This window comes from Flavobacterium aquidurense (assembly GCF_031458035.1).
Lineage (GTDB): Bacteria > Bacteroidota > Bacteroidia > Flavobacteriales > Flavobacteriaceae > Flavobacterium > Flavobacterium aquidurense_C.
On sequence record NZ_JAVDXR010000005.1, the window covers coordinates 117,285 to 136,211 of the forward strand.

General features: G+C 35.4%; 15 protein-coding genes. 6 read left to right on the plus strand and 9 right to left on the minus strand.

What is annotated here, in order from left to right; translation table 11 throughout:
- Nucleotides 1-41 precede the first annotated feature (41 nt).
- Together J2X17_RS09785 and J2X17_RS09790 are read right to left on the minus strand one after the other, a co-directional pair.
- A complete protein-coding gene (locus J2X17_RS09785; protein ID WP_310297012.1) occupies nt 42-725 on the minus strand; it encodes a response regulator transcription factor in 684 nt (227 codons plus the stop codon).
- Nucleotides 722-1,984, minus strand: a complete 1,263-nt coding sequence (locus tag J2X17_RS09790; RefSeq protein WP_310297014.1) for a sensor histidine kinase — start codon at nt 1,982-1,984, stop codon at nt 722-724. Before J2X17_RS09790 ends, J2X17_RS09785 begins: the two co-directional genes overlap by 4 nt.
- Before the next feature lie 163 nt (nt 1,985-2,147).
- On the opposite strand from J2X17_RS09790, the gene J2X17_RS09795 reads away from it, so the two are divergent.
- Nucleotides 2,148-2,555, plus strand: a complete 408-nt coding sequence (locus J2X17_RS09795; protein WP_310297017.1) for a DUF1573 domain-containing protein — start codon at nt 2,148-2,150, stop codon at nt 2,553-2,555.
- A 176-nt stretch (nt 2,556-2,731) separates the two neighbouring features.
- Nucleotides 2,732-4,312 carry a L,D-transpeptidase family protein gene (locus J2X17_RS09800; protein ID WP_310297019.1) on the plus strand — a complete coding sequence of 527 codons (1,581 nt, stop codon included), beginning with the start codon at nt 2,732-2,734 and terminating at the stop codon, nt 4,310-4,312.
- A 101-nt stretch (nt 4,313-4,413) separates the two neighbouring features.
- Here J2X17_RS09800 and J2X17_RS09805 read toward each other — a convergent pair whose 3' ends face one another.
- Entirely contained in the window at nt 4,414-4,926 is a 513-nt protein-coding gene (locus J2X17_RS09805) for a C40 family peptidase (RefSeq protein WP_310297021.1), read from the minus strand.
- Nucleotides 4,927-5,135: 209 nt separating this feature from the next.
- Here J2X17_RS09805 and J2X17_RS09810 point away from each other — a divergent pair, with 209 nt between their 5' ends.
- The 3 genes from J2X17_RS09810 to bglX all read left to right on the plus strand — a co-directional run bounded on the left by J2X17_RS09810 (nt 5,136) and on the right by bglX (nt 10,017).
- Complete coding sequence (locus tag J2X17_RS09810; RefSeq protein WP_310297024.1) at nt 5,136-6,224, plus strand: SGNH/GDSL hydrolase family protein; 1,089 nt, start codon at nt 5,136-5,138, stop codon at nt 6,222-6,224.
- Nucleotides 6,214-7,593, plus strand: a complete 1,380-nt coding sequence (locus tag J2X17_RS09815; RefSeq protein ID WP_310297027.1) for a sialate O-acetylesterase — start codon at nt 6,214-6,216, stop codon at nt 7,591-7,593. The genes J2X17_RS09810 and J2X17_RS09815 overlap by 11 nt, the downstream gene beginning before the upstream one ends.
- 129 nt (nt 7,594-7,722) lie before the next feature.
- The gene (gene bglX, locus J2X17_RS09820; RefSeq protein WP_310297030.1) at nt 7,723-10,017 is read left to right on the plus strand and encodes a beta-glucosidase BglX; all 2,295 of its coding nucleotides are present in this window, start codon (nt 7,723-7,725) and stop codon (nt 10,015-10,017) included.
- 186 nt (nt 10,018-10,203) lie between these two features.
- On the opposite strand, the gene J2X17_RS09825 is transcribed toward bglX, so the two are convergent.
- On the minus strand, nt 10,204-10,401 hold the full coding sequence (locus J2X17_RS09825) for a DUF433 domain-containing protein (RefSeq protein WP_310297035.1): 198 nt from the start codon (nt 10,399-10,401) through the stop codon (nt 10,204-10,206).
- Nucleotides 10,402-10,512: 111 nt separating this feature from the next.
- Between J2X17_RS09825 and J2X17_RS09830 the strand changes: the two genes are divergently transcribed.
- Nucleotides 10,513-11,469 carry an aldo/keto reductase gene (locus J2X17_RS09830; RefSeq protein WP_310297038.1) on the plus strand — a complete coding sequence of 319 codons (957 nt, stop codon included), beginning with the start codon at nt 10,513-10,515 and terminating at the stop codon, nt 11,467-11,469.
- A 128-nt stretch (nt 11,470-11,597) separates the two neighbouring features.
- Here J2X17_RS09830 and J2X17_RS09835 read toward each other — a convergent pair whose 3' ends face one another.
- From J2X17_RS09835 to J2X17_RS09855, 5 genes are all read right to left on the minus strand, one after another.
- The gene (locus tag J2X17_RS09835; RefSeq protein ID WP_310297041.1) at nt 11,598-13,577 is read right to left on the minus strand and encodes a glycoside hydrolase family 97 protein; all 1,980 of its coding nucleotides are present in this window, start codon (nt 13,575-13,577) and stop codon (nt 11,598-11,600) included.
- A gap of 60 nt (nt 13,578-13,637) precedes the next feature.
- Nucleotides 13,638-14,924: a glycoside hydrolase 5 family protein gene (locus tag J2X17_RS09840; RefSeq protein ID WP_310297044.1), complete on the minus strand. Its 1,287-nt coding sequence runs from the start codon at nt 14,922-14,924 to the stop codon at nt 13,638-13,640.
- A 139-nt stretch (nt 14,925-15,063) separates the two neighbouring features.
- On the minus strand, nt 15,064-16,254 hold the full coding sequence (locus J2X17_RS09845; RefSeq protein WP_310297047.1) for an AGE family epimerase/isomerase: 1,191 nt from the start codon (nt 16,252-16,254) through the stop codon (nt 15,064-15,066).
- 6 nt (nt 16,255-16,260) lie between these two features.
- The gene (locus J2X17_RS09850; protein ID WP_310297050.1) at nt 16,261-17,442 is read right to left on the minus strand and encodes a glycoside hydrolase family 130 protein; all 1,182 of its coding nucleotides are present in this window, start codon (nt 17,440-17,442) and stop codon (nt 16,261-16,263) included.
- A gap of 28 nt (nt 17,443-17,470) precedes the next feature.
- Nucleotides 17,471-18,862 (minus strand): MFS transporter, encoded by a 1,392-nt coding sequence (locus J2X17_RS09855; protein ID WP_310297053.1) that lies wholly within the window; start codon nt 18,860-18,862, stop codon nt 17,471-17,473.
- Nucleotides 18,863-18,927: the final 65 nt, after the last annotated feature.

Here is an 18,927-nt window from a genome sequence, read left to right on the forward strand (position 1 = left end):
ATTAAAAATACAAAATTTTTAAAACAATTAAAGTCAATTATTTACATTGTAAACCGAAATCCAATTCCGTGCAGATTTTCTATCGAAATACCGTTTTCATTTGCCAGGATTTTACGCAGTCGCGAAATAAAAACATCCAGACTTCTTCCCATAAAATAATCATCAGTTCCCCAAAGTGAGGTTAAAATTTGTTCTCTTTTTAAAACCGAATTTTTATTATCAAGAAATAATTTCAATAATTCGGCTTCGCGCTGCGTCAGGCCGATTTTTTCATTTTCATTAAATAGAATGAAGTTTTTGGTGTCAAAATGATATTTTCCGATTTCGTAAACTGCTTTTTCTATCGGAATATTTTTCTGCGAACGCTTTAAAAAAATCTCGATTTTCAAAAGCAATTCTTCGATGCTAAAAGGCTTTACCAAATAATCATCAGCACCCAATCGCAATCCTTTTATGCGGTCTTCTTTTAGCGTTTTTGCTGAAAGAAATATAATCGGGATATCAGTATTGGTTTTTCTGATTTCAGTTGCCAATTCAAAACCATCCATTTTCGGCATCATAATATCGAAAATGCAAATGTCAAAATTTTCTTTTTTGAAGGTTTCCAAACCAAGTTGTCCGTCAGGGCAATGAATAACTTCATAATTATTCTGCTCCAGATTATCTTTGGTCAAAAACGCTAAAGTTTCATCATCTTCGGTATAAAGTATTTTGAATTGTTTCATTTTTTATAAGGAATTGACAAGGTTATAGTGATGCCTTTTTCAGAATTATTTTCGGCTTTTATTTTCCAGTTTTGAAGGTTGCAAATCTCTTTTACATAATACAAACCAAGTCCGAAACCATTTACTTCGTTACTTTTTTCGTTTTGGGCGCGATAAAATTTATCAAAGATAAAAGGAATATTTTTAGGAGAAATTCCGATTCCGTTATCAATAAAAGCCACTTTTAAAATTTGGTTTTCTAAGGCGATTTGAATATTAATATCAGGTTTTTCATTGCAATATTTTACAGCATTGTCAAGCAGATTATAAACCAGATTGTTAAAATGAAAAACATCTGTTTCGATTTGATAATCTCTTGAAAGTGTTTCGATTTGGATTTTGGCGTCAGGGTATTTCATCTGAATATTTTCAATCGTTTCTTCAATAATCGGAACAATTAAAACAGTTTCTTTTTTTAGTTCTAAAGGCGCATAATCAGCTTTAGAAATGTTTAGAATCTTCTCAATATGATTGTTCAGTTTATTACTTTGATTGATAATAATGTCGGTATAAGTATGCAGTTTTTTATCTTCTTTAATCGGATTTTGTTCAATTAAATATTTCGAAGCAATTAAAATTGAAGACAACGGCGTTTTGAATTCATGCGTCATATTATTGATAAAATCGCGTTGTAATTCAGAATATTTCTTTTGCTGTAAAAGCGTAAAAATCGAATACACATAAATCAATAAAATTAGAATCAAAGCAATGGAAAGGATAAACCAAAAACGCATCGAACTGAATAAGTAAGTCGTTTCATTAGGAAAACGAACCGCAAAATAGTAAACCAAATCTTTGTGTTTTGGGAAAGAAACTGCTTTTTTATCTTTTCCTTTTTCAGAAGATGAAATGTACTTTCCATAAACCATTTCATCACTTTGACAATTGTAGACCGCATATTCAAAATCAGTTGTAATATGCATTTTCTTGAATTCTGACCTCAGATAAAATTCTAAAATATCAGGTTCAAAAGCATTTTCGATGTTTACGATATAATAATCGTTAGAAATTTTTCGAACAGGATTTTGACAAGATGGCTCATGGTCTTTTCCATTGTATAATTTTCTGGCAACTTCAAGTAAAGCGATATTGGCTTTCTGACTCAGTTTTTTTTGTTCTAAAGTAAAAGCCTCTTTGGTCCAAAGCAATTGTGCCACCAATATGCTGATAATGGCGATCAATCCTAAGAGGATAATACTATTGAGTTTATTTATTTTCAAGAAAAGAGTCTTTTTTAGAATGTAATATTAATGAAAATTATAGTTAAAAATAGCGATTAACAAGTCGTTAACAAAGATTTGAAACCGGTTAACAGCGATTTGATTTTGTCTGAGGTACTTTTGAAATAGAAATTCGAACTATAAACCATTAAATATAATAACTATGAAAATTATTAAAATCTCGATATTGGCTTTAGCTTTAGGTCTAATGTCTTTTTCAGCAATTGTTCCTGTAAAAGTTCTTGCTTCTAAAATTGAGGCTACAGCTTCAACAATTGCCTGGAAAACTGAAACTGTTGATGTAGGTGAAATTCCGCAAGGAACACCAAAAGCAATTGTATATGAATTTAAAAATACAGGAAAAACTGCTATTGTAATTACAAATGTTCAGGGATCTTGCGGATGTACTGCTACAGATTATACAAAAGAACCAATTTTACCTGGTAAAATGGGAAAAATCACAGCAACATATAATGCAGCAAACAAAGGAGCTTTTACAAAAACAGTAACAGTAACAACAAATGCTGAAACAACTCCAAAAATTCTTACCCTCAAAGGAACGGTAATCTAAATAAAGGTTGATTATAAAGGGGAAAACTTCAAATATGTAATGTATTTGGAGTTTTTTTTATGTTCTTTTTTGAATTTGGATTGTATTGAAATTTTATGTTTGTAAAGGCTGTATTAATTTTTTTACAAACGGTTTTTTTTCACCAAAACTTTTTTATTTTTATTAAAAATATTTTTATGAAAATTTTGTCCCCGATTGTCGCTGTTGTCGTTCTGTTTCTGGTTTTTTCATGCAACTCCAAATCAGAAAAAAAAGAAGAAGAGTTACAGAAAACTACAGTGAAAGTAGTACCGGAGCTTAAAATTACAATTGATAGTGTTGAAATTTCTAAATTTTATGAAGCATATCCTAAATTGGCTAAATTTCAAAAAGGAGCTTTAGCCTTGTACAAAAAGAAAAACTCAACTCAATTGTGGCTGGATAATAAAGGCATTGTAGAGTTTGGCCATACATTATTTAATAAATATAAAGGATTAGAGCAAGAAGGTTTGAAGGCCAATTTTCCTTATAATGAAAAGATTAATCCTCTTTTTGAAAATACTTCTGAAAATAAATTATCAAAAGTGGATACAGACTTGATGATCACCAATTTGTATATCTATTACGCACTAAAAGTTTCTGGAGTTGATGAAAAAACAACAAGGTCATTAGAATGGCTTTTACCTCGAAAAAAGGTAAACTATCAGGTATTTTCAGACTCGATTTATAAAAAAGCTACGATAAGCGATGACAAAAAGAGCAAAATGTTCAGCCAATATTATAAACTTCGTGATGCCCTTCATCAATACAGAGAAATTGAAAAAAAAGGTGGCTGGAAAACAATTGAAGTTGGTGAGGATTTTAAAAATTTTAAAATAGGGGATTCTGTTGCTGCTATTGGGCAAATCAGGGAACGACTTTACATTAGCGGAGATTTAAAAGAAAATAATAAAAGTAATGTATGTGATTCGGTTTTGATTGGAACAATGAAGAACTTCGAAGTGCATCATGGATTTACTCCGAAAAGTATAATTTTAAAAGAACATATCGACGAATTGAATGTTCCTGTTTCAGAGAGAATCAAAACCATTATCGCTAACATGGAGCGCTGTCGCTGGATTGATCCTGAATTAGAAAAAGGCAAAGAATATATTGAAGTTAATATCCCGGAATTTAAATTGTATTTGATTCGCGATCATGAAATTGCTTTGACCTCCGCTGTTGTTGTTGGAAAAGCAATGACTAAAACTGTTATTTTCAGTGGAATGATGAATAATATCGTCTTTAGTCCGTATTGGAATGTTCCCACAAGTATCATCAATAAAGAAATCAAACCCGGAATGGCCAAAAATAAAAATTATCTGGCACAGCGAAATCTGGAGTGGAATAATGGCGCAGTTCGACAGCTTCCGGGGAAAAATAATTCACTTGGTTTAGTGAAATTTTTATTCCCAAATTCTAATAATATTTATCTGCATGATACACCTTCAAAAAGTTTGTTTGGTAGCGAAAGCCGTGCTTTTAGCCATGGATGTGTCCGTGTTCAAAAACCTAGGGAATTAGCAATCGAACTTTTGAAACAAGACCCGAAATGGACTCCGGAACGAATTGACAAAGCAATGCACGCCGGAAAAGAAAATTGGGTTTCCCTAAAAAAGAAAATTCCTGTTTATATTGGATATTTTACTGCTTGGGTAGATAGAAAAGGAGAACTTAATTTTTATAAAGATATTTATCAGAGAGACGAGAGTCTGGTGAAATTATTGACCGAGGAATAGTATAAAAAAAGTTGCCACGAATTTCACGAATTTTCACGAATTTTTAAACTCAAGATTGGAAAATTAATTTGTGAAAATTTGTGAAATTCGTGGCGAAAAAACTATTTTGATAAGACATCAATACATTTGTAAAATCGTTTGGTATAATGTTCTGTAGCAAGGGAAGTAATCGTGACGCTGTTTACTTTTCCTGATGAAGCATGAATAAATTTTGACTGCATTCCGTTTGCTTCGCAGATAATTCCGAGATGCCCAATTACGGTTTTGTCTTTATAGCCATAAAAAACTAAAATATCTCCCACTTTAAAATCCTCAGGATTTAATTTGGTTCCTATATCTTTATATTGGCCTGAACTTCTGGGCAAGCTGACATTAAAATGATGAAAGACATAGCTGATAAAACCAGAACAGTCGAATCCTTTTTTTGGATCATTTCCCGCATATAAATAAGGTGTTCCCTGATATTTTTTTGCGTAGGCAATAATAGAATCACGGTCAATTTCTGTTTGTGTTTTTTGAATTTGGACTAATTCACTTTTATGATCTTCTTTTGAAGTGAAACACGAACATAGAATAGCTGTTGAAAAGATGGATATATAAAAGATTGATTTCATTTTTCGTATAGTTGTTTCCTATAAAGATAGGTTGTTTTTAGTTAGCAAAGAAGTGGTTTTAATTGGTTTTGTAGGAATAAAGAATGAAAATTTACTGTTTGATGTATTTATGTGGTGTTTTTTTATTGCTTTTTGATGTTTTAGTACATTAATGTGTAGTTGATTTCAAATATATTTGTGAATACTATTTAGATTTTAACAAATAAATTATGTTTATCAAAAAATTACCTCTTTTAATTTTGCTTTTGATGATTTCGGCTGTTTCGAATGCTCAAAGTAAAACCAATACATTTTTGTACGCTGGCCGTGTTGAAAAACTGCAGGACAATAAAGTTATCTTAATCGGAACGGCTTCTTCAGTGTCTTTCAATTTTACCGGAAATGAATGTTCGATTACATTGCAAAGTGTTGATGCTTATCAACATCACGATTATGTTTCAATAGTTTTGGACGGAAAATATCTTGGGAAAATAAGAATTGAAAAAGGCACAGCACAAACTTTTCCAATAAAAATTGCTACTCCTAAAAAAGAGCATCATATCGAAGTTTATAAAAATACCGAAGCACATACAGGTGGAATTTTATTCGCCGGAACGACTGCAAAACTGACTTCAATTTCGGCAAAAAAGAAAAAGAAAATCGAATTTATAGGAGATTCTATAACGTGCGCGGCAGCAAGTGATTCGGTTGATTGTGATAAAGGTGAATATATGGATCATCATAACAGCTATTATGCTTACGGACCAGTACTTGCAAGAGAAATTGATGCTGATTATTTAGTAAGTTCCGTTTCCGGAATCGGAATGTATCGTAATTGGAATGATGAAGGTAAAGACGTCGCGATTATGCCGGATGTTTATCAGAATTTGTATTTGACCAAAGACGAATCGAAACCTAAATATGATTTTGCTTTTGAGCCAAAAATCATCAGTATTGCGTTAGGAACGAATGATTTTTCTAACGGAGATGGTAAAAAAGAACGTTTGCCTTTTAATCCTGAAAAATATGTTTCGAATTACATTAATTTTATAAAAATGCTTTACGAACACAATCCGAAAGCACAAATTGTAATTACAAATAGCCCGATGGTAAACGGAAAAAACGCAGTGGTTTTTGAAGATTGCCTGAACAAAGTCAAAGAAGCTTTTTCGTCTGATAAAAGTCATATGCCCATCTTGATTTTTAAATTCAAACCCATGACTGCAAAAGGTTGTTTAGGACATCCAGATGTTGCAGATCAGAAAGTGATGGCAGATCAATATGCGCCGTTTTTAAAAAAACTGCTAAATGAAAAATAATATATTTACGTTTGTTTTCTTTCTGATGATTTCCAGTACTATGATGGCAAATGTTTCCCTTCCGAATATTTTTGGCGACAATATGGTGTTGCAGCGCAATTCTGAAGTGAAAATTTGGGGTTGGGGAAATCCAAAAGAAGAAATCAAATTGGTTTCAAGCTGGAACAATCAGGAATACAAAGTTACAGCGAACAATCAGGCACAATGGGAACTTCATATTAAAACACCTGAAGCCGGCGGACCTTACACAATTTCTATAAAGGGATATAATGAAGTCATACTGAAAAATATCCTGATTGGAGAAGTTTGGGTTTGCTCCGGACAATCGAATATGGAAATGTCGGCAAGCTGGGGAATCGACAACGGCGACGAAGAAATGAAAAATGCCACAAATCCTAATATTCGTTTTTTTACCGTTCCGAAATTAACGGCTACTACACCTCAAAATAATCTTTTGGGAAACTGGACAGAATCGACTCCGGAAACCATGAAATATTTTAGCGCCATTGGTTATTTTTTTGCCAAACGTTTGCGCGAAGATCTAAAAAATGTGCCAATAGGGTTAATTTCTTCAAATTGGGGCGGAACTCCGGCTGAAATCTGGATGCCCGAAGAAGTCGTTCAAAACGACCCTGTTTTATTAGAAAATGCCAAAAAACTCAACGAACAGGAATACGGACCAAGACAACCCGGACGTGCTTACAACGCGATGATTTATCCTTTAGTTGGATTTAAAATTGCCGGAACGCTTTGGTATCAGGGCGAATCGAATGTAGGTTCTTTGGTTTATGACAAAACGTTATCGGCTTTGATTACCTCGTGGAGAAAAGCGTGGCAGGACGAATTTCCTTTTTATTTCGTTCAGATTGCACCTTATAAAACCGGAAGCAATAATTTCTCTAATGTTACGGTAAGAAACTCGCAACGAAAAATTTTAAATGAAGTTCCGAAAACCGGAATGGTTTTGACAAGCGATATTTCGGACACGATTGATATTCATCCAAAAAATAAGAAATCGGTTGGGATTCGTTTGGCGAATTTAGCTTTAGCCGAAGTATATAAAAGCAATTCGAATTTGGTAAACGGACCACTTTTTAAAGCGATTAAAATTGAAAAAAATAAAGTGATCGTTTCTTTTGATTATGCTGAAGGATTGTATTTCAAGAATAAAACTTCGAATCAATTTGAAGTGGCCGGAGCCGATGGGGTTTTTCATTTGGCAGAAGCTTCGATTAAAAATAATGAGGTGATTTTGACGAGTAAGAAAGTTCCAAATCCGCTGAAAGTGAGATTTGCGTGGGGAAATACAATTCAATCTGATTTGTTTAATAAAGTGAATTTGCCGGCTTCTTGTTTTATTACGGAGTGAAGGGAATTCGAGCATAGAAAATAGAGTAAAGAATCAAGAGCAAAGATTTTAGACTTTAGATTTTGTGTTCATTTCTTGTAAACTTAGAATCTTAGTCCCTTAGAACCTTAGCCCCTAAAAAAAAACACTATGAAAAATAAAAAAGTACTAATTATTGGGGTTTTTGCCCTGTTTATTGTTGGAAATATGAATGCACAAAATAAGCCTTATCTGGATAAAAATAAAACTGTAGAGGAACGCATTAATCTGCTTTTGCCGTTAATGACTTTGGAGGAAAAAGTGGGGCAAATGAATCAGTATAATGGTTTTTGGGATGTGACGGGACCCGCTCCAAAAGGCGGAACTGCGGAATTGAAATATGAACATTTGCGAAAAGGCTGGGTAGGAAGTATGCTGACGGTTCGGGGTGTGAAAGAAGTTCGTGCGGTGCAGAAAATTGCCGTTGAAGAAACGCGTTTAGGAATTCCGTTAATCATTGGTTTTGATGTGATTCACGGGTATAAAACTTTAAGTCCGATTCCGCTGGCAGAAGCCGCGAGCTGGGATTTGGAAGCGATTAAAAAATCGGCGGCGATTGCTGCTGATGAAGCTTCGGCATCTGGAATCAACTGGACTTTTGGTCCTAATGTAGATGTTGCCAATGACGCGCGCTGGGGTCGTGTGATGGAAGGTGCGGGTGAAGATCCTTATTTAGGAAGTAAAGTTGCCATTGCGAGAGTAAAAGGTTTTCAGGGAGAAACAATTGCTGATTTGGCTAAAGTAAATACGATTGCAGCATGTGCCAAACACTTCGCTGCTTACGGTTATGTTGAGGCTGGTTTGGAATATAATATTGTAGATCTTAGTAATTCGAAATTGTACAATTCGGTTTTACCGCCTTTTGAAGCGGCGGTTCAGGCTGGAGTTCGTACGTTTATGAATTCGTTTAATACGCTGAATGGAGTTCCGGCAACTGGAAATGCATTTTTGCAAAGAGATATTTTGAAAGGAAAATGGAAGTTTGATGGTTTTGTGGTTTCGGATTATGCTTCGGTTCGTGAAATGATCGCGCATGGTTACGCAAAAGATGAAGCTGATGCCACTGCAAAAGCGGCAATCGCAGGTTCTGACATGGATATGGAATCATATTTGTATGTAGCGAAACTGGCTGGTTTGGTGAAAGAAGGGAAAGTAAAAGAATCCGTGATTGATGATGCTGTTCGAAGAATTTTACGAGTGAAATTTGAATTAGGTTTGTTTGATGATCCGTACAGATATTGTGACGAAAAGCGTGAAAAAGCAACTGTTGGAAATAAAGCCAACAATGATGGTGTTTTGGACATGGCGAAGAAATCGATTGTATTGTTGAAAAATGATAAAGATTTACTTCCGTTAAAGAAATCCGGACAAAAAATCGCTTTGATCGGAGCGTTGGCAAATGATAAAAACAGTCCATTAGGAAGCTGGAGAATTGCGGCAGATGATAATACTGCAGTTTCAGTTTTGGAAGGATTGCAACAATATAAAGACAATCAGCTGGTTTTTGAAAAAGGGGCAGATTTGCTTTCTCAAAAGGCTACTTTTTTGACGGAAACTGTTTTCAATACAACTGATAAAAGCGGATTTGAAGCAGCAAAAACGGCTGCTAAAAATGCTGATGTTGTAGTAATGGTTTTAGGAGAATACGGTTTTCAGAGTGGGGAAGGACGCAGCAGAACGGATCTTAATTTACCGGGTATTCAGCAAGAATTGTTGGAAGAAATTTATAAAGTGAATCCAAATATTGTACTGGTTTTAAACAATGGTCGTCCGTTGAGTATTCCGTGGGCTGCTGAACATGTTCCGGCAATTGTTGAAGCGTGGCAGTTGGGAACTCAAACCGGAAATGCAGTGGCGCAGGTTTTATACGGAGATTACAATCCGAGTGGAAAATTGCCAATGTCGTTTCCTAGAAATGTCGGTCAGGTGCCAATTTATTACAACAAATACAGCACCGGAAGACCGGTTGACAGTGATAAAAATGTGTTTTGGTCACATTATATGGATGTGGAGAAAACACCTCAGTTTCCGTTTGGTTTTGGATTGAGCTACACGAAATTTGATTATAAAAACCTGAAAGTGAACAAAGCTTCTTTTGCAAAAGGAGAAAATGTACAGGTTAGTGTTGAGGTTACCAATTCAGGAAATTATGACGGGAAAGAAGTGGTGCAATTGTATATTCATGATGAATTTGCGAGCATCGTTCGTCCAATTAAAGAATTAAAAGGTTTCGAATTGGTAAACCTGAAAAAAGGTGAAACTAAAACTGTAACTTTTACTTTAACGGAGAAGGAGTTAGGTTTTTATAATAATGAAGGAAACTATTTAGTAGAACCGGGAACTTTTAAAATTTTGGTAGGAGGAAGCTCTGATAAAGGTTTAGAAGGTAGTTTTGAGATAAAATAGTAATTTGCCGCGAAGACACTAAGATACAAAGTTTTTAATCTCGGCAAAGTTGCTAAGTTTTTTTTCGCCACGAATTCACGAATTTTTAAACAATAAATTCGTGAATTCGTGGCGATTTCTTTTCTCGCAGATTTAGCAGATAAGGCAGATTTTTTTATCTCTTAAATCTGCAAAATCTGCGAGAGTTTATACTGTAAATGCTGATGCGGCAAGAATATGTTCTTTTTTTAATTCAGGAAAATCTTCGATGATTTCTTCAAAAGACATTCCAGTAGATAACCAGGAAAGAATGTCTGAAACACAAATTCGGGTTCCAATAATTACAGGTTTACCAAATCGTATGTCAGGATTAATCGAAATTAAATTTTGCCAATTATTTTCCATAGTTTTATAATTTAAACAAATTTACAAAAATTAAGTACTATTTCGTTTTAAAATATTCAGGTTAGTTTTTTACCTTTAAAACCTATTAAAATACAACCATAAATAAAAATAATGAAATATAACAGATGCGGAAAAAGCGGGTTATTGTTACCTGAAATTTCTTTAGGATTGTGGCACAACTTTGGGTCAGTAGATAATTTTGACAATGCAGAAAGTATTGCAGTAGAGGCTTTTGATAAAGGAATTACTCATTTTGATTTGGCTAATAATTACGGACCGGTTCCGGGCTCTGCGGAGACTAATTTTGGTAAAATCCTGTGGCATAATTTTCAGGGAAACCTTCGCGATGAAATCATCATTTCGACTAAAGCTGGTTATACAATGTGGGATGGACCTTACGGAGACTGGGGTTCACGTAAATATTTATTGTCTAGTTTAGACCAGAGTTTGAAGAGAATGAAGGTTGATTATGTTGATATTTTCTATTCGCATCGTCCTGATCCTGAAACTCCTATTGAAGAAACTATGATGGCTTTGGATTATGCTGTAAGAAGCGGAAAAGCATTGTATGTTGGGATCAGTAATTATTCTGCAGAGCAGACGAGAGTTGCAGTTGATGTTTTAAAGCAGCTAGGAACGCCCTGTTTAATTCATCAGGCAAAATACTCCATGTTGGTTCGTTGGGTTGAAGAAGGTTTGTTAGATGTTTTAGAAGAAAAAGGAGTGGGCTGTATCGCGTTTTCGCCTTTGGCACAAGGGCTTTTAACGGATAAATATCTAAACGGAATTCCGGAAAATTCAAGAGCACATAATCCAAACGGGCATTTGAAAGAAGATGAAGTTACAGTAGAAAGAATTCAGAAATTAATTCAGCTGAATGAAATTGCTCAAAACAGAAATCAATCTTTGGCACAAATGGCTTTGGCTTGGCTGCAAAAAGACAAACGAATTACTTCGGTTTTAATTGGTGCAAGTTCTGTTAGACAATTAAATAATAATATTGAATGTTTGCAAAGTCTTGATTTTACACAAGATGAATTGAATGCGATTGAGAAGATTTTAGCGTAAAATGTATTTTGTGAAATGTGTTTTGTAAAATGATATAAAAAAATGGACAATTATTTGTCCATTTTTTGTTTACGATTCAAACCCGACAGGTTTTAAAAACCTGTCGGGTTTATATTGTGACGCAATATTTATTTTATAATCATCGCCAAACCTCCGCCGTTTGCTAATTTATATTTTAATTTCGTTGTCGAATCAACGGTTATAATTTCCTTTTTATAATCTGTTGCGGCTTTGTCGGCATTTAATCCATCGGAGAAAATTTCGGCTTGGAATTTTTTGCCTTTTTCGAGGAAAGAAAAATCAATTGTAATATCTCTGGAATCCCAATTTGTAATGGCGCCTAAATACCAAATGTTTGCTTTTCTGCGGGTAATGGCAATATGTTTTCCAACTTCGCCGTCTAAAGCCACAGTTTCATCAAAAGTGGTCGGAATCTTAGCTATAAAATCAGTGCTTTCCTGTTCCTTCATATAAGCACTTGGACTGTCGGCCATCATTTGCAAAGGTGCTTCAAAAATAGTGTAAAGCGCCAATTGATGACATCTTGTTCCCTGACTCATCGGGTTTGAATGACTTGGTTTGAATTCGCTTTTAGTCGCATTACGCATCGCGCCAGGCGTATAATCCATTGGTCCAGCCATCATTCTGATAAACGGAATCGAGCAATCGTAAGTCGGAACATCATCGTTTGGTGTCCACTTATTATTTTCCAATCCTTTAACTCCCTCGAAGTTTAGGATATTCGGAAAAGTTCTCTGAATTCCGGTTGGTTTGTACATGCCGTGAAAATCCAAAAGCAATGTATGGTTCGCTGCTTTTTGTGCAATATCATAAACCGAATTCACCATTTTGGCATCATCACGATCAATAAAATCGACTTTAAAACCTTTGATTCCAAGTTTGGCATAATTTTCAAAAACGCCATCAATATTGTTATTCAAAGCCATCCACGAACTCCACAAAATAATCCCTACGTTTCGTTCTTTCGCGTAAGCAATTAAAACCTCTAAATCCACATTCGGATTGTGTTTCATAATATCCGTTTCCACGCTCCAGCCTTCATCCAAAACCACATATTCGACTTTGTTTTTTGAGGCAAAATCAATGTAATATTTATAAGTTTGCGTATTAATTCCGGCTTTGAAATCGACATTGTAAATATTCCAGTCGTTCCACCAATCCCAGGCTACTTTTCCAGGTTTAATCCACGAAACATCTTTGATTTTTGAAGGTTCAGATAATTTCTGCACCATATCATTATTGGCTAATGCAGCATCATTTTCTGAAATTACAATAATCCTCCACGGAAAATTTCTGGTTCCTTCTGTTTTAACCAAATAATCAGCTCTTTCGGTAATTAATTTGTTGAGGTAATTAAATCCGCCATTGGTTTCCTTCAAAGGATATTTGGAAAAACGAGACTCAAAACCAGATTTTGAACTGTTGTTCGTTACAAATAATCCCGGATAATCTTCAACATTCGCTTCTAAGAAAATGGCCTTTTTATGGTTTTTATAATCAATTAAAAAAGGAAGGAAAGCCAGAGTGTCTTTAGCAAATTCGCTTATTTTTTTATTCTCATAATGGGATTCAAAAGATGAAATAAAAGGATCTTTCGGATTTCTTAAATCGCGAACATACGGCATCAAAGTGTTGTAATCCTGATCGAAATTCAGCACAACTTCTTCATTTTTCACCGTAATATTTTTTTTCTTTTTGGTGATAAAACGGTATGCAACGCCGTCATCAAAAGCACGATATTCAATGCTGAAATCATTTTTAAAATTCAAAGTCAGCTGATTGTATTTGTTTTGAACCGATTTCTTCTTGTAAAACGGTGTTTCAAAAGATGCATTAACACTTTCTTTTTTCGAATTTAAAACAACAGCATTTTTTCCTAAAATAACATTTTCGTCCAAAGTCACAGACATTGCCGAAGGTGCTAAAATCAATTCTTTTTCATGAGAAATCGTCCAGCTTATTTTATCATTTACCAAAATTTTCATTTCAGTTTTTCCGTCAGGTGAAGTCAGAATAAAATCCTGTTTCTTCTGCGAAAAAGAGATATTGAAAAGTAATAGACAAAAAGCAATGATTAGATGTTTCATTTAAAAATAATTTTATTTGTTATGCATAGAGGCGCATAGCAGTGCGTCTCATCATCTGAATTATTTTTTAAATTCAAGATTATATTTCTTCACAAGTTCCAAAGTCGATTTATCTGTACCAAAAACCGAATTTAATCCTTGTGGTTCCTGCGGAGGATCAGTCGTTAAAGGATCGCCGGGACTCCATTTTCCGGTTGCGTTTACCGCTTTTCCTTCGCCGCCAAATCCCCAGAAATTAGCCGCCTGCAACGGACCATTATTTTTAACGCTTTCAGCAATTCTGCTAAAAATATAATTGTAAAATTTATCACGGTTAGCAACAGATGAGTTTGCTGTCAAATTTTCATCTGCTCTTGGCAATCCAAATTCTTCAATGATAATTGGGCGTTTTAAATTGTTCGCCACTTTTACGTGATCGTCAATATATTTTCCCGCATTTTCAATGGTTGTTGGTAAAGTGTTTTCGGCATTTTCAGCTTTAAACCAGTTCCAGTTTTTAGGCCAGATGTGCATCGTCAAATAATCGATTTTCGGATTTTGATGTGTTCTCTCAAAAATTTCCATGCTGTCATTCGAGCTGTTTTTTCCTTCAGAACCAGTCGAAACCAAATGATTTTTATCTAAACTATCAATTAAATCCACAATATTATTCAGCCAGACTGTAAATTTTGTCTCATTTTCAGTCGTAAAAGTTCGCGGCTCATTCCCAACCTGCCAAGCCATAATCGTGTTGTCCTCCGTGTATTTCTTTTTAGAATACGCGTTTGTTCTTCCCAAAATAAACCGAACATGATTTTCCAAAGCTTTCATACAAGGATCACAGCTGTGAAATTGCGCGGTATACGACATAAATTGCGGCCATGTATTTGGAGCGATATTCGGAACCGGAATCGGACCTTTACCGTTCCACTCCAAATATTGCGACATTCCGCCAGACCATTCCCAGTTATTGGTCAGATACAAAACCGCATACATCTTGCGTTTGCTCATTTCACTGATTAAAAAATCCAATCCGTCGAGTAAATCTTTGTCATATTTTCCCTGCTCGTACTGCAGCGCAGGACGGACCGTAAAATCGTATTTTCCGCCATCGGCACCCACCAAAATCCTCAAATTATCGATTCCGTTTTTTTGCATCAAATCGAGTTCTCGAAGCAATCTTTTTCGGTCGCCCACTTTTTTCGAAGCCAATAAACTTCCGTACCAATAATTCGTTCCAATGTAAGAGTAAGGTTTGTCGCCTTTAAAAAATTGCGTTCCTTTCACCGTAATTCTTTCCTGCGCCTGACAAGCCAAAGCAGTAAAAATCAAAGTTAATCCGAGGGTTTTTAGAAATTTATTTTTCATAATTATATTTTTTAGAAGCTATTTACTGCTCCCGAAGCGTCGGGACGGAAAGACTTTTTAATAATCTCGCAAAGACGCCAAGTCGCTAAGTTTTAAATTCTTTGCGCCTCTGCGTCTTTGCGAGATTCTTTTTTTAATTTTATGTTTTAATTCGGCTAATAAGTTCCAAACATGCACGACTGTTATGATACGGACATTTCCAGAAACCGGCTTTGTCTTTTTCAATCAAGGAATAATCGCGGTAAACTCCCCAAAACCATTCGCCATTTTTAGTATCCAGAATATGGTTTTTTATAAAATCCCAATTTTTAAAAACTATGTCTAAATACTTTTCCTCGCCAGTTAATTGATAGGCATTGTAAAAACCAATCAAAGCCTCGGCTTGAACCCACCAGTGTTTCTCTGCGATTAATTCTTTTTTTTTTGGATCAAATTCGTACCACAAACCACCGTCAGTATCTAAACCTTCCTGAGTTACTTCCGTCATTTGAATCGCGTGTTTTTTATAGCTGGCAATCAACGTTTTGTTTCCTGAAATTTCGGCGCATTGTAATAAAAGCCAGGCGGCTTCAATGTCATGGCCATACGAAATAACATCAGGTTTTTCGACCCAGTTTTCATCAAAAAATAAATGTAAATGTCCGGTTTCAGGATTGATGAAATGTTTTTCTATCGTTTGTAATAATTCAACGATATCATTTTGAAGCGTTTTGTCTTTCCAAACCTTAAATAAATTCGCATACGCCTCGACAATATGCAAATGCGTGTTCATGGTTTTTTTCTCGTTGGCATCTTTATCGCTCAAACGCAAATCGTCAATAGGCTGCCAGTCTCTTGTAAAAGCTTCGAGATAGCCCTTGTTTACTGGATCGTAACTGTGTTTTTGTATTTTTAAATATAAATTAATGGCAATTGCCAACGCTTTTTCATCTTTAGAAATTACATAATATTCAGACAATCCATAAATGGCAAAGGCTAAAGCATAAATCTGATTTTTAGTATCTTTTGGAGTGGTATCAGTATTGATGCTCCAAAATAAACCGCCAAATTCGGCGTCATAAAAATATTCTGAAAGAAACTTAAACGCGCGTGCTGCTAATTTTTTATGTTCTTCATTTTTGGTAATTTGATAACTCGCTGAATAAGACCATAAAATTCGGGCGTTTAAAACAGAACCTTTTTCGGCGTTTTCAATCACATTTTCATGATAATCAATCTGACCGATAAAACCATCAGTTTTTAAATCAATAGCGTTCTTGCTCCAATAGTTTAAAATTGAATCAAGTTGAGATGATAGTTCGGTTTTAAGTTGCGCTAGTTGTGTTGACACGATAAGTTATATTGCGTTATTTTTTTCAATTTGCTTGATAATCGTCTGCACAGAACCTGCAGAAATAAAAGTATCTGCCGGTGCATTAGTTACGTAGTCAACCAGTTTTGCAACTGAAGAAACCGCAACATGCATTCTGGTATCTGATGATGCGTAATACACATAAACAGTTCCGTCAGTATCTTCTATCCATCCGTTGGAGAACAAAACATTCGATACGTCGCCCACTCTTTCTATGCCTTCAGGTCCCATAAAATGACCCGCCGGAACGTGTGTCACTTTTGTAATATCATTTAAATCTGTCATGAACATATACAACGTATAGCGTAATCCTGCAGCCGTATTACGAACGCCGTGTGCCAAATGCAGCCAGCCTTTTTCGGTTTTAATAGGAGCAGGGCCGAGACCATTTTTCAATTCGTAAATGGTATGATATTGCTTGCTGAAAATAATTTTTTCCTCTTTTACAACCGGATTTGTCATGTCATCAACATAACCTAAACCAATTCCGCCACCGCTTCCAACATCAATAAAACCATCTTGCGGACGCGTGTACAAAGCATATTTTCCGTTTACGAATTCCGGATGCAAAACCACATTACGCTGTTGTCCGGTGTTCGAAATTAAATCAGGAAGTCTTTCCCAATTTACTAAATCTTTGGTACGCACGATTCCGGCATTGGCTACAGCCGAACTTGTATCACCTTTCGGTGCTTTAGGATCTTTTCTTTCGGTACAAAAAATACCGTAAATCCAACCGTCTTCATGGTTAATCAAACGCATATCGTAAACGTTTGTATCAGGTTCTTCCGTTTGTGGAATCACACATGGTTTTTCCCAAAACTTAAAATTATCGATTCCGTTTGGACTTTCCGCTATAGCGAAAAATGATTTTCTGTCAATTCCTTCCACACGAACAGCAAGAAGGTATTTGTCATTCCATTTCATGGCACCTGCATTAAAAGCCGCATTGATTCCGATTCTTTCCTGCAAAAACGGATTTGTTGTTTCGTTGAAATCAAAACGCCAGTTCAAAGGAGCGTGTGCTGCGGTAACAACAGGATTTTTATAACGATCGTAAATACCGTTTCCTATCGTATCCTGCGGTTCGTTTTTTTGCTCGATTAGTGTTTTATGTTCTTTTTCTAATGCCGTTTTTCTATCCTGAAATGTGATTATTCGTGTCATAGTATTCTATTTCTGTATCTGTAAAAAATTAATTGGTTTGATCTCTTTTTTCGTTTAAATCCTGTTCTATCGTTTGCAGTTTTTCTTCGGATAATGGATAGAATATGATAAAAGCGACCGATATAAATGCAGCCAAAGCCGGAAGTATGCTTAACATTAATTGAATTCCGTTTTGAGTTACTGCGGTTTGCTCCACATTTGCCTGAAAACCATAATATCCTAAAAGCCATCCGGTTCCGGCGCCGCCAATGGTCCAGCCAAATTTTTGTGACATTGATGACGCTGAAAAAACTAATCCTGTTGCTCTGCGTCCTTGTTTCCACTCCGAATAATCAGCGCTGTCAGCATACATCGACCAGATTAAAGGGAAAATGCAGCCAGCACAAATGCTGATTAATACCTGAAAACTCATAATTAAGAAAACATCTTCTTTTCCAAAGAAATAGAAAATCAAACTCAAAAGCGCTGCTAAAGCCATAGCGCCAAAAAAGGTTTTCTTTTTCCCGATCTTATTGGCAATTGGCGTTGCAATAATAACCCCGATGATATTTGCTGCCTGACCTAAAACCAAATAAATTGAGGTTGGCGTCATGTGAAAGTCTGTTCCGAAAAGCGAAAAATCAAAATTTACACTACTGCTTACATAATATTTAAAGTAATAAACTGCTGCGCCATCACGAATGGAATTGAACACCAAAGCACCAATTCCGGCACCAAGCAATATCCACCATGGTTTGTTTTTTAATAAATCTTTTAAGTCTTCTTTTAAATTCGTTTGCTCGTCTGAAATTGGTTTTACCCTTTCTTTGGTGAAGAAAAAACATCCCCAGAAAAAAACAGTTGTTATAACTCCGAATACGCTTATCGTTGCCAGCCAGCCTGATTTAGAGTTTAAACTTCCTCCGAAATAATTCACTAAAGGTTCAATTAGCCAAAGCGCCAAAAGACTTCCTCCAAAAGCAAAAACCATACGATAAGAAGATAAAGTCGTTCTTTCTTTTCGGTCAGATGACATTACGCCTAAAAGTGATGCATACGGAACGTTGATTAAGGAGTAAATCATCATCATTGCTGAATAAGTCACGTAGGCGTAGATTATTTTTCCTTTCTCATCAAAATCTGGTGTGTAAAAAGTCAATACGCCAATTACGGCAAAAGGCACGGCCACCCATAATAAATAAGGTCTGAATTTTCCCCACTTGCTTTTTGTTCTGTCTGCGATGATTCCCACGATTGGATCAAAGCAGGAATCCCAGATTCTCGTAATTAAAAACATGGTTCCGACTACGGCAGGTGCCAATCCGAAAACGTCGGTATAGAAAAAGAGCAGGTACATACTGAAAATTTTCCAGAACATCGATGATGCAGCATCTCCGAGTCCGTAACCTACTTTTTCTTTTAAACTAATTTTGTCGTGCATTGAATATTTTTTAATGTTTGTAATTGAGATTTGGTTAGTTATTTTAACGTTTTTATTGTGTTGAA

Bases quoted from the DNA above. Each gene is read 5' to 3' on its own strand.
- J2X17_RS09785 (WP_310297012.1), bottom strand. From the start codon at position 725: ATGAAACAATTCAAAATACTTTATACCGAAGATGATGAAACTTTAGCG.
- J2X17_RS09795 (WP_310297017.1), top strand. From the start codon at position 2,148: ATGAAAATTATTAAAATCTCGATATTGGCTTTAGCTTTAGGTCTAATG.
- J2X17_RS09800 (WP_310297019.1), top strand. From the start codon at position 2,732: ATGAAAATTTTGTCCCCGATTGTCGCTGTTGTCGTTCTGTTTCTGGTT.
- J2X17_RS09805 (WP_310297021.1), bottom strand. From the start codon at position 4,926: ATGAAATCAATCTTTTATATATCCATCTTTTCAACAGCTATTCTATGT.
- J2X17_RS09810 (WP_310297024.1), top strand. From the start codon at position 5,136: ATGTTTATCAAAAAATTACCTCTTTTAATTTTGCTTTTGATGATTTCG.
- J2X17_RS09815 (WP_310297027.1), top strand. From the start codon at position 6,214: ATGAAAAATAATATATTTACGTTTGTTTTCTTTCTGATGATTTCCAGT.
- bglX (WP_310297030.1), top strand. From the start codon at position 7,723: ATGAAAAATAAAAAAGTACTAATTATTGGGGTTTTTGCCCTGTTTATT.
- J2X17_RS09825 (WP_310297035.1), bottom strand. From the start codon at position 10,401: ATGGAAAATAATTGGCAAAATTTAATTTCGATTAATCCTGACATACGA.
- J2X17_RS09830 (WP_310297038.1), top strand. From the start codon at position 10,513: ATGAAATATAACAGATGCGGAAAAAGCGGGTTATTGTTACCTGAAATT.
- J2X17_RS09835 (WP_310297041.1), bottom strand. From the start codon at position 13,577: ATGAAACATCTAATCATTGCTTTTTGTCTATTACTTTTCAATATCTCT.
- J2X17_RS09840 (WP_310297044.1), bottom strand. From the start codon at position 14,924: ATGAAAAATAAATTTCTAAAAACCCTCGGATTAACTTTGATTTTTACT.
- J2X17_RS09850 (WP_310297050.1), bottom strand. From the start codon at position 17,442: ATGACACGAATAATCACATTTCAGGATAGAAAAACGGCATTAGAAAAA.
- J2X17_RS09855 (WP_310297053.1), bottom strand. From the start codon at position 18,862: ATGCACGACAAAATTAGTTTAAAAGAAAAAGTAGGTTACGGACTCGGA.